Source organism: Cupriavidus sp. USMAHM13 (assembly GCF_001854285.1).
Classification (GTDB): domain Bacteria; phylum Pseudomonadota; class Gammaproteobacteria; order Burkholderiales; family Burkholderiaceae; genus Cupriavidus; species Cupriavidus malaysiensis.
In genome coordinates, this window is record NZ_CP017753.1 from 42,033 (window position 1) to 56,183 (window position 14,151).

At 61.1% G+C, this 14,151-nt stretch carries 17 protein-coding genes and 2 pseudogenes; 12 read left to right on the plus strand and 7 right to left on the minus strand.

The features are described from left to right. Positions 1 to 101: 101 nt before the first annotated feature. On the minus strand, positions 102 to 389 hold the full coding sequence (locus BKK81_RS36655; RefSeq protein WP_231908281.1) for a hypothetical protein: 288 nt from the start codon (positions 387 to 389) through the stop codon (positions 102 to 104). Positions 390 to 420: 31 nt separating this feature from the next. On the opposite strand from BKK81_RS36655, the pseudogene BKK81_RS35855 reads away from it, so the two are divergent. Continuing rightward, positions 421 to 591: pseudogene (locus BKK81_RS35855) on the plus strand (IS30 family transposase); the annotation flags it as partial. On the opposite strand, the gene BKK81_RS35860 reads toward BKK81_RS35855, so the two are convergent. Beyond that, the gene (locus BKK81_RS35860) at positions 585 to 1,283 is read right to left on the minus strand and encodes a hypothetical protein (protein ID WP_156811581.1); all 699 of its coding nucleotides are present in this window, start codon (positions 1,281 to 1,283) and stop codon (positions 585 to 587) included. The pseudogene BKK81_RS35855 and the gene BKK81_RS35860 overlap by 7 nt on opposite strands. Before the next feature lie 350 nt (positions 1,284 to 1,633). Between BKK81_RS35860 and BKK81_RS33045 the strand changes: the two are divergent. Next, a pseudogene (locus BKK81_RS33045) lies at positions 1,634 to 2,151 on the plus strand (IS5 family transposase); the annotation flags it as partial. A gap of 80 nt (positions 2,152 to 2,231) precedes the next feature. On the opposite strand, the gene BKK81_RS35865 reads toward BKK81_RS33045, so the two are convergent. Further along, a complete protein-coding gene (locus BKK81_RS35865; protein WP_156811582.1) occupies positions 2,232 to 3,164 on the minus strand; it encodes a hypothetical protein in 933 nt (310 codons plus the stop codon). Between the two features lie 108 nt (positions 3,165 to 3,272). On the opposite strand from BKK81_RS35865, the gene BKK81_RS33050 reads away from it, so the two are divergent. The 8 genes from BKK81_RS33050 to BKK81_RS36200 all read left to right on the plus strand — a co-directional run bounded on the left by BKK81_RS33050 (position 3,273) and on the right by BKK81_RS36200 (position 8,056). Beyond that, positions 3,273 to 3,503 carry a hypothetical protein gene (locus BKK81_RS33050; protein WP_071022987.1) on the plus strand — a complete coding sequence of 77 codons (231 nt, stop codon included), beginning with the start codon at positions 3,273 to 3,275 and terminating at the stop codon, positions 3,501 to 3,503. A 375-nt stretch (positions 3,504 to 3,878) separates the two neighbouring features. Continuing rightward, the gene (locus BKK81_RS33055) at positions 3,879 to 4,316 is read left to right on the plus strand and encodes a hypothetical protein (protein ID WP_071022989.1); all 438 of its coding nucleotides are present in this window, start codon (positions 3,879 to 3,881) and stop codon (positions 4,314 to 4,316) included. Then, complete coding sequence (locus BKK81_RS33060; RefSeq protein ID WP_071022992.1) at positions 4,313 to 5,236, plus strand: hypothetical protein; 924 nt, start codon at positions 4,313 to 4,315, stop codon at positions 5,234 to 5,236. Before BKK81_RS33055 ends, BKK81_RS33060 begins: the two co-directional genes overlap by 4 nt. 12 nt (positions 5,237 to 5,248) lie before the next feature. Further along, positions 5,249 to 6,019 carry a hypothetical protein gene (locus tag BKK81_RS33065; RefSeq protein WP_156811583.1) on the plus strand — a complete coding sequence of 257 codons (771 nt, stop codon included), beginning with the start codon at positions 5,249 to 5,251 and terminating at the stop codon, positions 6,017 to 6,019. A 186-nt stretch (positions 6,020 to 6,205) separates the two neighbouring features. Further along, positions 6,206 to 6,661, plus strand: coding sequence for a hypothetical protein (locus tag BKK81_RS33070; RefSeq protein ID WP_071022998.1), 456 nt, complete (start codon positions 6,206 to 6,208; stop codon positions 6,659 to 6,661). Between the two features lie 256 nt (positions 6,662 to 6,917). Further along, positions 6,918 to 7,457, plus strand: a complete 540-nt coding sequence (locus BKK81_RS33075) for a hypothetical protein (RefSeq protein WP_071023001.1) — start codon at positions 6,918 to 6,920, stop codon at positions 7,455 to 7,457. A 15-nt stretch (positions 7,458 to 7,472) separates the two neighbouring features. Next, positions 7,473 to 7,796, plus strand: a complete 324-nt coding sequence (locus tag BKK81_RS33080; RefSeq protein ID WP_071023004.1) for a hypothetical protein — start codon at positions 7,473 to 7,475, stop codon at positions 7,794 to 7,796. Between the two features lie 2 nt (positions 7,797 to 7,798). Beyond that, entirely contained in the window at positions 7,799 to 8,056 is a 258-nt protein-coding gene (locus tag BKK81_RS36200) for a hypothetical protein (RefSeq protein WP_083384843.1), read from the plus strand. Here the strand turns inward: BKK81_RS36200 and BKK81_RS34855 are convergent. Further along, complete coding sequence (locus BKK81_RS34855; protein WP_071040810.1) at positions 8,053 to 8,532, minus strand: RES family NAD+ phosphorylase; 480 nt, start codon at positions 8,530 to 8,532, stop codon at positions 8,053 to 8,055. The two genes, BKK81_RS36200 and BKK81_RS34855, sit on opposite strands and share 4 nt — an antisense overlap. Then, positions 8,532 to 8,960 carry an antitoxin Xre/MbcA/ParS toxin-binding domain-containing protein gene (locus BKK81_RS33085; RefSeq protein ID WP_071023410.1) on the minus strand — a complete coding sequence of 143 codons (429 nt, stop codon included), beginning with the start codon at positions 8,958 to 8,960 and terminating at the stop codon, positions 8,532 to 8,534. The genes BKK81_RS34855 and BKK81_RS33085 overlap by 1 nt, the downstream gene beginning before the upstream one ends. A 586-nt stretch (positions 8,961 to 9,546) precedes the next feature. Between BKK81_RS33085 and BKK81_RS33090 the strand changes: the two genes are divergently transcribed. Further along, positions 9,547 to 10,143 (plus strand): DNA/RNA non-specific endonuclease, encoded by a 597-nt coding sequence (locus BKK81_RS33090; protein WP_231908282.1) that lies wholly within the window; start codon positions 9,547 to 9,549, stop codon positions 10,141 to 10,143. A 74-nt stretch (positions 10,144 to 10,217) separates the two neighbouring features. Here the strand turns inward: BKK81_RS33090 and hchA are convergent, their stop codons facing one another. Both hchA and BKK81_RS33100 read right to left on the minus strand, forming a co-directional pair. Beyond that, positions 10,218 to 11,099 carry a glyoxalase III HchA gene (gene hchA / locus BKK81_RS33095; protein ID WP_071023010.1) on the minus strand — a complete coding sequence of 294 codons (882 nt, stop codon included), beginning with the start codon at positions 11,097 to 11,099 and terminating at the stop codon, positions 10,218 to 10,220. A 196-nt stretch (positions 11,100 to 11,295) separates the two neighbouring features. Continuing rightward, a complete protein-coding gene (locus BKK81_RS33100; protein ID WP_083384845.1) occupies positions 11,296 to 12,261 on the minus strand; it encodes an enoyl-CoA hydratase/isomerase family protein in 966 nt (321 codons plus the stop codon). 1,106 nt (positions 12,262 to 13,367) lie between these two features. On the opposite strand from BKK81_RS33100, the gene BKK81_RS33105 reads away from it, so the two are divergent. Further along, positions 13,368 to 14,141, plus strand: a complete 774-nt coding sequence (locus BKK81_RS33105) for an SDR family oxidoreductase (protein WP_071023012.1) — start codon at positions 13,368 to 13,370, stop codon at positions 14,139 to 14,141. Positions 14,142 to 14,151: the final 10 nt, after the last annotated feature.

Consider the following 14,151-nt stretch of genomic DNA (forward strand, 5'->3'; position numbering starts at 1 on the left):
GCCGGTCATTCCGCAGTTCGCCCCTCGCTGCCCGCCAACGCTCCGCCGATCGACCAGCGAGTGAGGGGCGCAAAACGACCCTTAGCGGACCCACGCGCTTGCTATCTAAGTCGCTCAACTTTCAGATTGTAGATTGCCAAGACTGCCCTGCGCCCCTCGACTTTGCGACCGGCCTCAAACTCCCTGAGCATCTCGGCCAGCTTTTCATCAATGAAAGCTGCGGCCTCTACATCATGAGTGAGTTGTTGCCGGATTTCCAACCAGAGCCCCTGCAGATCCGCCATGTTGCTTTGGTAGTTCACGTACTCAGGCAGTGGATACTCGTCGGGAGCATATGTGGCGCTTGTGAGAGCGCCGGCGAAGTCTGCAAGCTTTTCCTTGAGTGACATTCATTTCCCTCTGTCGGGCAAGTGGAGCAAACGTAGGAGCTTACCCAAGGGCACCGACCTGTCCGTCCACTCGCAGGAAGAACTTGACGCCATCGCCGACAGCCTCAACGGCCGGCCGCGCAAAACCCTGAACTGGCACTCCCCGCTACAAGTCCTCGCGCAGGTTCTGGCCAATCCCACGGACCGGCTTCCTGTTCAATAACTGAGGGGTGTTGCACTTCGCACTTGAAACCGCCCCCCCTCCAATAACGAAATGAGATCGTCAATCCTCTTCTCTACCCTCTCACGCTGGGCCGGAGCGATCTTTGCTACGTAGCTCTTATATTGATCAACCAGCGACTTTAGGCGGTCCGACTCAGCAATTGCTGAGCAAGCAATCCCATAATATGCGCGCCGCGGAAAATTATTGCAAAGCGGATGAACCTTGGTTTCAACTGGCTCATTCAGACCGACCGAACAATTAAGCAGACTTGAATATTTCTCATAAAAATCTCCACCCTCACCTTTCAGAATAGCGAGCATATTGGCAGATACTCTCAAAACATCACCTTCTGCTGCTGCAAAGCGGATATATTGAACATAATTACGACTTGGCGAAAAGGGAAAATAGCCAAGGCCGCGCTCAACGGTTGTCGTAAACATCTGATTGCCTGCCCCAAACACCAGGCCAAGTTGATTCACGACATCATCCACGACGTCATGACGGACACCGACAAGCGGGATTAACTCCAGCCGCCCGCCATCATCATGTGTCGGATGTGCAGCCCAAGTAAAGGAATCGAACCCCCCATCCCACCTTCGGACAAACATCTCTCGCGCATTGATCCAACTGAAGCCAAGTCTTTCCAGATCAGGACAAAGCGCCTTTACAAGCATCTTTTCAACAGCGTGCATACCTATTTCCACCATTCACCAGCTATGGGAAGATTCGGACCGTTGACTCGACGAACCGGAAATGGGTCCAGAATAGATCCCGCAGGAAGACCAATTACTCTGCCATTATTTCCAACCAATACCCCTCCGTAGCTCTATAGATTTTGGAAGTGCTGAATCTGACGCTCAGTATAGGGTGCATTTTTCGAAAGCTTAAATTCGAGCGCCCCAAGTTCCCCCGTATCTGTTCTGGTTCCAAATACATCTAGAACGGTACGCCCCTTCATCAAGTTGCCATCTTGGTCGAACGCACGAACTGACAGGCGTCGTACCAGTTGCCCTTGTTCGAATGCCTGCCCTGTTGCAGCAGCTATTCCAAGCGCCGCACTTGGCGCAAGGTCCATCTGGCGATGGACGCCAAGACGGCCAGATATGTGCCGCCCTGATGACCCATCAGGATGTCGGGGATGCCGATGTCCTGCCTGACTTGCTCGACCAGTTGCCGCCTGAGACGCCTGTGGACATTGTCGGCGGTGATGGCGCGTACGACAGCAAATCGTGCCACGCGGCAATTGCTGCCAGAGGTGCTCAGCCGTCGATTCCACCGCGCGAGGGCGCGATGCCTTGGCCGGACGCCACGCCCGGCGCGGCGTGGCGCAATGCAGCCATCGACGTCATCGCAAAGAGCAGCAGGCGCGAATGGAAAAAGGCCAGCGGCTATCACCGCCGCTCGCTGGTCGAGAACCTGATGTATCGGCTCAAGACGCTCACTGGCCATTCGCTGTGGGCGCGCGAGGTCGGTTCCTAGGCGACCGAGGTAGCAATCCGTGTGGGCGTACTCAACCGCATGTCTGAGCTCGCTCGCCCGCAGTCCGTCCGCGTTACCTGAATTCCAACTCAAGGGGGTAGCTCCGCCTTCAAATTCGATTTATGCAACAACGCCCCATTGATGACCAACCTTCGAGCAGACTATCTCTTGGGCTCTACGACAAATGAGCCTTCGCCGTTGGCGCAAGTCATCCCGACGCAAGCTTGCATAGTTGTACCGATCACCCCCGGCCAAGTTGCAGTACAACCAACAAAGCCATCCACCTGTTTGGGATTCAGATCGATCACGCCGTTCCAGGTCCAACCGCAATTTAGAGCGGGGATTCTCGACGATACCCGTCCGGTCGGATTCCCGGTAAAGTTGCTGAAGACTGCATAGGACGCAGCGTGAAACAGCTCGCCGACCTTAACAGCGTAGCCATTGTTCGGATGAACACTGATCGTGGGAATTGCTGCGATTGCTGCTCGCGGACTTGGTGCCGCACCGGACTTTCCCCCTTGCTCGCGCAATTGCTGAGGCGTCCAAGCTGGCGGCGTCGATGGCATGATCGACGGAGACTTCTCCATCTTTATGCCCGGGGCGATCACGGCTCCGCCGCCTTCTTTTGGAACGTATGCGCCAGTGAATCCAGGGGAGGAATCCACTCGGCGACAAATGATCGCGTCAGTCGTTTGGGGATCGAGCGTCAGGTCTCCTTCGTTCGTGATGTCCACCCCTCCGCGTTCCTTACACCACTGCGCATGCCGCGCATTCGCATCCGGTAGCTGCTGTGATCGCAGTATCGTGCGTGAGCCATCGGCATTCCGTACGGCATTGTCTGGAGCTTGCTGCGCGTATGCGACATTAACGCCAGCTGCTGCAATCGTGATTCCAACGAGAACTTTCAAAGCTGAATGCATTGCGTACCCTCGGTAAGAGTGCTTCGTTGTCTGGCCCAGCTGCCTGAGCCATACCAGTTCAGTGACTCCGGAATTCGCATGCGCTGCAGGGAAGCTGTACAAACACCAGCGATCGGCGATGCGATTGCATTGATTGTTCCATACATTGCAATACATTACAATCATAACTAACATATATGTATCTCATATCAGTCAACTGAATTGCCTACATTGCCGATGGGCCGCAACCAAAGATGCATGCGCGTTGCGGTGGTGCAGACAAGAGGACGCATGTCACACTGATTGACTTCGGTCGCCTATCTCGAATGCACCAAGGTGGTCACATATCCCGGCGGCGACCACGCGGTCTACCAGGAAAGAATCAATCACTTCGTCAACACCGGTCGCCGCCAGCTGGCCCTCCGCGCCGCCAGGTACATCGTGCCGTCCGCGCACGCGCTTGCGCCCTCGATGCTGCCGCTGGGCACCTCGCTGCGGACGCGAGGCGGCGTCGGCCATGTCCGCGCTGGCTAGGTCGTTCGGGCAGCACACCCTATGCCTGTCGGTGGGGGCAACCACGCTTCTGCCGCGATGCACTGCGAGGCATCGGTATTGCCACCGACGGCGCCTCCGCCACACGGAACGCGCCAAGGTGCACCCTTTCGTCCTCCACGACACCCACCCACCGACCGCGATCGGGGTGTAAGGGATGACAGGTGACCCGAATACGACCAACGCAAGACTGAGAAGCAGGCCTATTACCGCGCAAAGGGCATTCCCTCGGTCAGGTGGATTCCCACCGAGACGCCGGTGACATCCGTGCTGCTCCCGGCCATGCGGAGATCCGCAGCCGCTTGACTTTGCCAGATGGCCGATACGCTTGAAAGGTCATCGCCTCAAGAACGTAACATGGACCTCTGCACTGAATCGGACTACGACCGCGCCGTCGACGTGGTGCACCGCCACCGGGCTGCCTCAGTCGCCCTGCTGCAGCGCCAACTCAACTTCGAGCCCGCCTATGCACAAGCGCTGCTGCAGCGGATGACTCGGGACGGCACCTTTGTGCGGGAACTGGAAAGCGGCCTCTTCGACTATCTCCCGCCTTCCATGGCCATCGAACTTGCCGCCTTGCGCGGCTTCGCTCGCGCCGTGATGGCGTCATGGCCGCATGCCGATCTTGCGGCCGGCACGCTCCACGATCTCGCGGTTGAGCACGGCTTACTCCACGAGATCCGGGCCGCCGGCCCGTGCAGCGAGACCTGCAGTTGCGCGACACTCTTCTCTTTCCCCGTAACGTGCTATCGGAAGGCCGCCGCGATCAGCGATCACCAGAGCAGGCCAAAATGAGCGACCTCTACGTAGTCACGACCTATTTCAATCCTTGCCGGTACCGGACGCGGCGCGCCAACTACGACCGATTCCGGCAAGGCATACGCGATGCCGGTGTACCGTGCATCACCGTCGAATGCGCGTTTGGCGATGCGCCGTTCGAGTTGCCCCCGGCGCTCGACCTCGTCCAGGTTCGTGCCGGCTCTCTCCTTTGGCAAAAGGAGCGCCTGCTCAATCTCGCCGCTTCGTGGCTTCCGCGCCAATGCAAGGTTGTTGCGTGGCTCGATTGCGACATCCTGTTCGACAACGAGAACTGGCCGGAGGAACTGCTTCGCGTCATGCGCACGCACCAAATCGCCCAGGTCTTCGAGACCTGCTTGCGCCTCGGACCTGCCGGCGGCGTTGCATCCAGTCTGGACGTCGCCGAATCGTTCGCCGCCGTCATGGGCCGTCATCCCCATAGCCTCGAGGCCGGCCGCTACGATGCCCACGGGCACACCGGCTACGGATGGGCAATGCGGCGAGAGATCTTCGATGCGGTCGGGCTATATGAGGCCGCCGTCTCCGGCAGCGCCGACCACTTCATGGCCCATGCGGTCTACGGACACCACGGATTCTGTATCGAGAACGCGCTCAAGCACGATGCCCGGCAAATCGCGCACCTACGGGCGTGGTCCGACCGCTTCCATCGGATGGCCAACGGCAGCCTCGGTGTCGTCCCGGGCCGCATTCGCCATCTCTGGCATGGTGATGCGACCAACCGCCGCTACTTCCTCCGGATGCACGAGATCACCGATCTCGGCTTCGACCCCTGGACGGACCTGAGAGCGCTGCCCGGGCGCCCCCTCGAATGGACCAAGTCCATGGACAAACCGGAACTGCGCCAGTATTTTTCCAACTACTTCGCCAGCCGCCAGGAAGACGGCGTGGCCAGCTAATTGCTCACCAGCATGGACCAACAAACCATCACTGATGCCCGGGACGCTGTCGCGACGGCCGTCGCTTCTTTGGAACGCCGCTCGCAGCACCTGGAGGGCCTGCTCGCTGCCGCTCAGCGCACGAGGAGAGACTACCTGGCGGACATCGTGCGCACGCTGTTGCCAGCCATCTCCCGAAAGGTTCTCGACAACCTGCGCGCATTCTTGCCGCAATTCGTCGACCCGACTGTCGTGCAGGCCTTCGCCGACAATTACAAGCTGCTCGGCGTCATACCGCTTTCGGGCTCCCAGCAAGTACTGGCCATTCTCCAAACACGTCTGGCCGCCCATCTTGAGCAAGCCGGATACGGAGAGTTGCCAAGCCTCAATGCGGAGGTTGAGCGGCTGAAGAGTGAGTTGGCGCAGGTGGACCACGCCCGCGCCGGCGCCGCTGCACTTCTGCCGGCGGTCGAAGCCGCCCGGCAGAACGGCACGATCCCGGAAGCCGCCCGCCCATACCTCAACCGGCTGGCCACGGCCGGCACCGCCTTGCGCCCGCCAACATCGAGACCTGTGGCCTCGGTGGGCACTTCCGATGATTTCGACTTCTGGTTGTACTTGCTCACGGACTTGCCAACGAGCTTCCGGACCATGCTGCTGTCCGCGGTCACACATCACCATCATCGGGACGAGGGCGCCTCGACCGCGCAGGCCATTGCCTCCCCAACGCCCGATGCGGATGCGTTGGTCGCGCCGGCGGCACTGGGAATCGCCATCGACGACTCTCTCGGCCGCTTCTCGTAGCGCGATGGCTTGACTTCTCTTGGCGGTCGGTAGGCTGGATCTATCGGACCGGGTCAAGCGCTTGCCGCTGGCTACGTGTCCGCACTTCCCAACCGAACGGACGCCACGATGCCTTCTTGTTCCACGCCCGCCCCTGCTACCCACCAGCTCTCATGGGAGCGAGCCCGCGACCTGCTGGCCAACCTGATGGTCGGCTTTGCCGACACCCAAGAGCCTACCCACCTGGTCGCGGTCGCTTCGCTCGACGCTGTCACCGAGTCACCGCGTATGCCGCTCCATGCGCTTCGCGCCGCCTTGCGCTTGTCCATTGCCGCGGAAGCGCTCCCGGCGGGTGTCGAGCAATCACGGAGCCCACCCTTGGATGCATTTCGCTTTCTCGATTCCGATGATCTCCAGGACCTGGCGCTTTTCAACGCGCAGTGCGAGGACTTCGAAGCGGATGGTCACACGATCCCCAAGGCAACCATGCGTCGCTTGATCGAACTTGGTGCCTTGCGCTCCTTAGGCTGGAACCGCTACGGCATCACGGCGTTTGGCGCATGGCTGGTCGCCAGCCATCAGGGACAGCCGTCGCCGTTGCCGCTTCGCGCCAGCGCTCACGGTATTGCCACGCCGGCCACCCAGGGCCAGGAGGCGGCGTAATGGGCTACCTGAACCCGTTGCTCGCCCTCCCAGCTGGCCGAGCCCTGCGAGCGCTCCCGCCCGAGGTACGCGCGCCCCTGGTGAAGCTGCTTCGGGAGCTGCGCACGCAGTCCAATACGGAAGCCGAGAAGGCATGGGGACGCCGCAAGGCTCCAATGGCGGCCTACTGGCGCGCTGTGGCAACCTACGCTCGGCATACCGCCCACGCCCTGGAGCAAAAGGATCTGCCTAACGCAGGCGCCGGGGGGAGCGCGTCATGACGGCCATCAGTCAGCCCGACACCGCCGACAAGGTCGCTCAGGCCGCACTGGATGCCATCTCCGCATTCCTGCACGCCACCTCGCCGACCGTCGACGAGAGGACCAGCGTCCCCACCAGCGCGCTCTTCTCACTGCTAGACGCGGCAAACACACTCAGTACCCGCCTCCAGCGCGCCACACCGGTGCCGCGCGCCCGAGAATCGTCGGCGAGTGTGCAGGACGTCGAAATCTCGGCGGAAATGCTGCCACCGGCAGAGCTCGCGGGCATGGCCTTCTGCCGCATCGAGCGATCCGGCTCCCCGGCCGAAGCCGGGCCGTGGTTACTGGCCGCAAACCAGGCCGGCACGGTCCTCGCAACGCTGGCCACCGCTGAGTTCGGCGCCATCGCTCCGGCGCCGACGGGTGACGCGATCCGCGCCATTGTGCAGACGATGGAGACCCATGGCCTTCTCACCGGCATAGACAGCCAAGTCCGACGCCGTGCGCGGGCCTTCGCGCATGCCATTCTTGCCCTACAACACGCCGGCTCCATCTAGTTTCCGGAGGCAACCATGCAAAGACCGTACATCGTTCGTCTCAGCGCCGTCGCCGTCATCATGGCCGCCGACAATGCCTCCGCCGAGCACGCGGCCCGCCGCTGCCAAGCCGCCATCTTGAGCGATGCGGCCCAACTGGACATCCGCGTCGACGGGCCTGTGGCCGGGCTAAGTGAGCTGCCGGGAGGCTGGCGCGCGCACGAGATTCCGTATGGCGGCGACGGCCGGACCTCGCTCGAGCAACTCCTCCGCTGCATCCCGCCCATGCACCCACGCGACGATCGGACCATCGACATGTTTTCCGACGACGCCCAACCCAGCTCACGATCCCCAACCTAAAAATGTTCGACGACGATCGAGAATTTCCGCAGCCCGAAACCGTCCTGGCCATCCGTGGCGCCATCGCTCTGGGTCGCAAGAACGGGCCAGTTGGGCCGCCTGGTAACTGGCTCAACGAGTTCTGGCATATTGGCCGTGCAGCCGGTGAGGCGGCCGAATCGGTCGCCGGCTATATGGCTCACGCATGCGATTGCATGCTCGCTATCACCCGGTGCCATCTGGAACTGGGTCACACAGCGCCGGCGCGCCGGCCAGATTAATCGCTATCGGGTGCCGACGAGGCGGCAAGAAACAAGCGCTGATCCCAAATGACCGGCGTCGGAGACGACGAGGTAATGCGAGCGCTTTCCGGGTGGTTGGGATTGACGAGAGCATTCCACTCCGACCTAGCGACGACCGACGGCACCAGCAGCACCGCGCTTCGTGCCTCACTTAGCCACAGATCTCCGAATTGGCGCGCTGCGGCTGAGTCAGGCCGATCCCACCCGTCAGGCAATGCCTCGGCAGGCGCCTGTTCCACCGAGACTCCATCCGGGACTTCGGCCATCACCGACACCTGTGTGGTCGGAACCTTGCCGATCCGCGCGTGTACAAGGATTTCCAGCATGGCGCCGGCATATGTCAAGGCACCATAGATAACGGGCTTGCCCGCACTGTTGAACCGTCCCCCGACAAGCATTGCGCCAGTGCCATCCCAGACCGGGTGCCTGCGGTCGGCGATTCGGAAAATCCGCATCACGCCGGCAGCCCATAGAACAGCTTCGCCAGCAACTCCTCGACGCGCCGCGCTCCAAGCTCTGTCATGGCGACGTCCAGGGGCCGACGCCCCTCGAGCAACGGGTGCGGTGTGTTGAGAAAATCACGAGCGTCGGCCTCGTCATCCCAGACATACAGCGCCGTCGCAAACACGCGCGCCAGCCGCTCAGTCTTCTCCGATTCATCCGGACTCAACCGATCCCGGCGGCGCTTGAACGTCGCTTCCGGCACGATGCGGAACAGTAGCCCCCTTTTTTCATCCGGCGTACGAGCCACATGCGTGACACTCGCCTGCAGAGCGGCCTTGGGAAGCCCTTTGCGTACGCGGTCTTCCAATTCGGCGAAACTCTGCGCGACGGGCTGGAGCGCCATTACAGCACTGATGCGCTCTGGCGAGACTGTGGTCATGAGAAACTCCGCGAGCATCATTTGACCAGAAAATTATAGATCATTTGATACCGCCACGCACGCGGGCATCGACCCTGCGGTACGAGAGGCTCTGGAGGCCCCAGTACTAACGTCGGCAAAGGATGGCCCGGCGCCTTGAGAACCGCCGGGGGCATGCTGAAGCCGGCCTCCGGCGCCGCTTTACCCGCCCCGCTGGCCACGTTGGCAAGTGGCGCCCGGCTTTGCGCCCAAAGGCCCGCGGCTCAGCGCCAATGGTTCTCTTACTGCCGGCACCAAAGGTGCCCGGCGCCAAGGCCCCGCTGATCTTGCCACGCTCCACCGGCCCCTGCATGCCAGGTCCGCAGCGCCAACGGCCCGGCCTCACTTGACTTCCCGCGGGGACTGGCAAGCTGGTTGTATGTTCAACCGGCTAGCCTATCCTATGCTCCGTTCCGCGTTCGCCTTCGCTCTTCTTCTCGCCGCCACCCAAGTCGCGCATGCCTCGCCCCCGGACTGCAGCGCGCACTTCGCACAGCGGACCGCTCCCCGGATAGCCGATCCCGCGGCCGCCGCCGACTCCCGCCTTCTATGCTTCCGCAGCCACGCCGTGCTCGACTCCGTCCGCACCCGGACGCCCCTTTGGTCCGCCGAACACCTGACCGCAACGGCGGTCCAGCAAGCTCGCTCGCTACCCCGCGACAGCGAATTCTATGAGGAGCTTTCGCTGCCTGCTGCTGCACGCGCCAATCTGGCCGACTTCCGCCGGTCTGGATACGATCGGGGCCACCTCACACCTAGCGGTGATGAGGCCGACCAAGCCTCCCAGGCCGAGACATTCAGTTTGGCCAACGTGGTGCCGCAGAACCCGACCTCGAATCGCCAGACCTGGAGCCATCTCGAGACCTCGACCCGGCGCCTCGTTCGCCAGTATGGTGCGGCCTACGTCGTCACCGGACCGGCCTTTGTGGGTGCGCCACTGTTGCTCAATGGCCGCGTGCGCATTCCGAGCCATATCTGGAAGGCCATATATATAGAAGGCATCGGCGCGGCTGCCTACGTCGCGCCGAATACACCCGCGCCCGTCTATGCCACCATCAGCGTTGGCGAACTCGTGCGCTTCACCGGTGTCGACCAGTTCCCTGGCCTACCCGCTAATTGGCGCGACACAGCACGCATCCGAGCGAAAAAGTCGACCTCCATCTGACGCTGGCGCAACTCGCAGTCGCTACGCCTAGCCAGACCACCACCGAGCCGCCGGCGCGCACGCCAGCGTTCGCGCTAGCGCCCACCTGTACTGTGCACTTCATCCAATAACGCGCGCGCAGCCAGTTTGCCAAGATTGTTGCCTGCCAAGGGACTGTCACCCGTGAGGAGCTTCCGGTCCCGGAACGTACTTCCATCAATCTTGGTGTTTACGATCTCGACTCCCATAGCAGCAAGTTTTTCGCCAAAGAACCAACGCAAGGGACCAGGCATATAGCCAATATCTGGCGTTTGCTTGTCCATGGCATCTGGGAATGCGCAAATACGGTAGCCGCGGAAAAGATCTCCACTGCTGGGTTCGTCGACGCCGGCGGAAAGTAAGGCTGCAGGGCCATGACACAGCGTGATGATGTACCTATCGTTTTGCATGGCCCACTGAAGGGTTGTCTTCATGTCTGCGCTGAAGGGTAGCCCGATCAGGGCGCCATGTCCCCCAGGGACAAAAACGGCAATGTAGTTTGCATCCTTGTCCAAGGAATTGACCACGTCAGCAAGCTTAAGGGGCTGCTGGAATTTTTGCTCGTACTTCGCGTAGAGGGACTTTATCTCGGCGTCCTCAGAAGGGAACGCCCACCATTCGAACTTGGTCGGATTGCCAGATAAAGTGGCAATGTCGAACTCGAAGCCTGCGCGGTCCAGGTGATACATGGGCAGCAGGGTCTCGACGGGATGGTTGCCAGTAGAAAAGAAGGTACCGTTTTCGGTCAAGAGATAGCGCTCGTCTGCAGCGACGAGTAGTACTTTCCAGCGACCTCCCTGATAAGCGTCCGGATAGTCGGCGTCGGAGAGGTCTGACTTTGGCGACGTGAATTGTGAGAGTGAGTATGGGGAGGGAAAGAACGCCTTGCGCTCGGCTGGATCAGGCGTCGGCTGCTTGCTGTCGGTCTGGGACGTCATGATGGGCTTCCTTCTAAAGAAGAACGGGTTTTGGAGCTTAGTTTCCACCGGCTTAACACCGGTTGAGGGAAATCCCCCAATCACCAGCAAGGGCCATGCATTCCGGCGCCTTGCTGTGTGCACTGCACTTGCACGCTCGTATCAACGTATTTTTTTGCACTTGCGGGCACCCACCGTTCGGAGGCTGGTCGATCGCTTAATCGCCGGGCGGCAGCTTCGCGGACAGTTCGGGGAAGTGGAGTTCGCCTTCGTAGGTCTCGGCGCCGGCATTGAGTATCGCCTTCACCCGCGCCTGTATCGCTTCGTTGGCTACGCAAAGGTCGGCCTCATGCGCTTCCACCAATAACCCTTCGGAGAACGATACGTCTGACCCCATGTCCACGGCCTTTTTCAAGTGGGCGATCGTGGTGGGGGGGAAGGTCGCAATGCGGCGCGCGAGCTTGTCCACGAATGGCCCCAGTTCCCCGGCCGGCAGCGCACGATTGATATAGCCGTAGTGGTCGGCCAGTTCCGCCGAGTAGTCTCCGCCGACCAGCAGCACCTCGAGGGCGCGTGCGCGCCCCATGCGCCGCGGCAGGCGCTGCGTGTTGCCGCCACCGGGAACGAGTCCGCAGACGACTTCCGGCTGGCCGAACACAGCTTTGCCGATTGCGGCGAAACACATGTCCGCGGCCAGCGCGATCTCGCAGCCGCCGCCACGGGCGATGCCTTCGACCTTGGCGATCACAGCCTTGGGCATATTGCGCAGGCGCTCGCCGAGCATCTGGGTCAGGCGGAAGGTGCGCGTGTTCGAAGTCGTCTTTGGTGCCGAGCCGACACGGTGCAGGCCCGAGTGCGCGATAAAGAATTTCGGCACAGCGCTCTGCAGGATGATGACGCGTACGCTCGCATCCTGTTCCAGTTGTCGGGTCACCCGGTCGAACTCATCCGACAGTACCTCATCGAGCAGGTTGAGCGGTGCATAGTTCAACGTGACGGTGGCGACGCCGTGGTCCTTGGTGACCTGAATATGCTTGTAATCGGCGTAGTTTGCGCTGGCCCCTTGGGGCGGAGCGGAGCTTTCGGACGCAGCTCCAGCTTCGGTCGATGCAAGCAAAACCCCCGGTGCGAGTGTCGCGGCACCGATGGACTGGACAAATGAACGTCTTGAGATAGTCGACATGGCAGGCTCCTTGGATTCATCTCGCGCTTGCCGAGCCAGGCTTGGCCCGTAGTTCGCGGCGAGTCGAGTGACGCGGTTGCCCTCCGCCGGGGCGGCGCCGTTTCCCCCAGGCGCTGCAGATGAAGGTGGCTACGTCAGCAATTTCGGCATCACCGCGGCGGAGATCGAAGGCCAGCATCTTGAATGGCGTCGGGGCGCCTTCGGTTGCCTCCACTCCGCCACCTTTACAGTTCAAACCGAGGAGCATGATCTTGCTCGGTGCACCGAGGACGAATCACATGACATTACTCCAGAGTGCTTAAAGCTACACATCTCACTCTATGGCCTGCGATTCCCATTCGCGAAATTGTTTGTGGGAAGGCGAGGCACGCCGTTCTTGAAGAAGCAAGCCTCGCCAACGCAATGATTCCCGTATCGCTGCGGTGTTTGCAAGGAGCCTCCCTAATTGGGGGGGGGGAGTCTAGGTCTTCGGCAATGCCGACGTCGGCGTTCGGCTTACCCCACGAGGCTTCGGCACAGCACAAAGCAACGCCCGGCAATAGCGACGAGTTGGCATTGTCGGGCAAGCCCCCCCGCCGCCCCCCCTTTGACGGTATCCCATGCCCTTGTGGCTTGACTTCCGTTTCGGCGATCATCCATTACAGTCATACCCAGACCTGCTCGGCTGACCCTAGTGAAGGAAAGTTAGGCGCGAGTGGCAAGAAGATCCTCTTGTCTTGGGGAGGAGCTTCATAAGTAGCCCGATATGAATCGGGCTACAGGCCTCTGTTTGGCCGAGCTGTTCACTTTGGATGATTAAGGCGCAGGGCTATCACATTGACTATGTGAATCCGAAAGGCGGCGATACGCCTTCAGGAGCCGGCTGGATGCAACTCTGAAACGCAGCGAAATCAAGTCCGAGGTAGCTATTTTCGATTCCGGCGACTACGGACCGCCATGCTTGCCGTCGCGCCGAGTCCACCAAGGCGCCGGACCATGGCGGTGGTCTGCGGTGAAAGACGTCGGCGTACTCAGCGTCCGGTGGTGCGGTGACCGACCTGCTGCTGGCAGAACTGGAGCAGTAAGGGCTAACCCCCCGCCTGTTCTGAGACTTCAGGAGCTTAGCGATGGGGAAAACTGTATTGGTGACTGGCGCCGGCAGCGGCTTTGGGAAAGGCGTGGCGCTGGGGCTCGCGCGCAGCGGGTATAACGTTATTGCAGGAGCGCAAATCTGGCCGCAGGTGACGGAATTGCGCAATGCGGCCGAGCTCGAGGGCGTCCGGCTGACGGTAATCAAACTCGACGTGTTGGACGCAATCGACCGGCAGCGCGCGTTCCAGCACGAGATCGACGTGCTATTTAACAATGCTGGCATTATGGAGGCGGGGCCGGTGGCGGAGATTCCCATCGCGCTGGTGCGGCGGGTATTCGAGACCAATGTATTCGCGGCCCTCGAGGTGGCGCAGGGGTTCGCTCGACAGATGATCCGGCGCGGCAGCGGCAAGATTGTCTGGACGTCTTCTGTTGCCGGTCTGGTCAAGGTTCCCTGGGTGGCTGCGTATGCGGCATCCAAGCATGCGGTCGAGGCGCTGTGCGCGTCGATGCGTGAGGAGCTAAAACCCTATGGGATCCAGGTCGCGACAGTGAATCCTGGAGCTTACCGCACCGGGTTCAACGATACCGGCATGGAAAGCATGGATCAATGGTGGGAAGACGGAAAGCAAGCGATGCAGCCGCGCGTTAAGCGTCCGCTGAATAACCAACATGACCCGCAGGAAATGATTGATGCCATGATCGATGTCATCACCGCCGCGTCGCATCGCTACCGAACCATCAAGCCGGATTCCGCCGCCGAGATGGTGCGCCGGGAGCAGGCTGATGAATGGGATGTGATCGTCTAGTGTGTCCCGC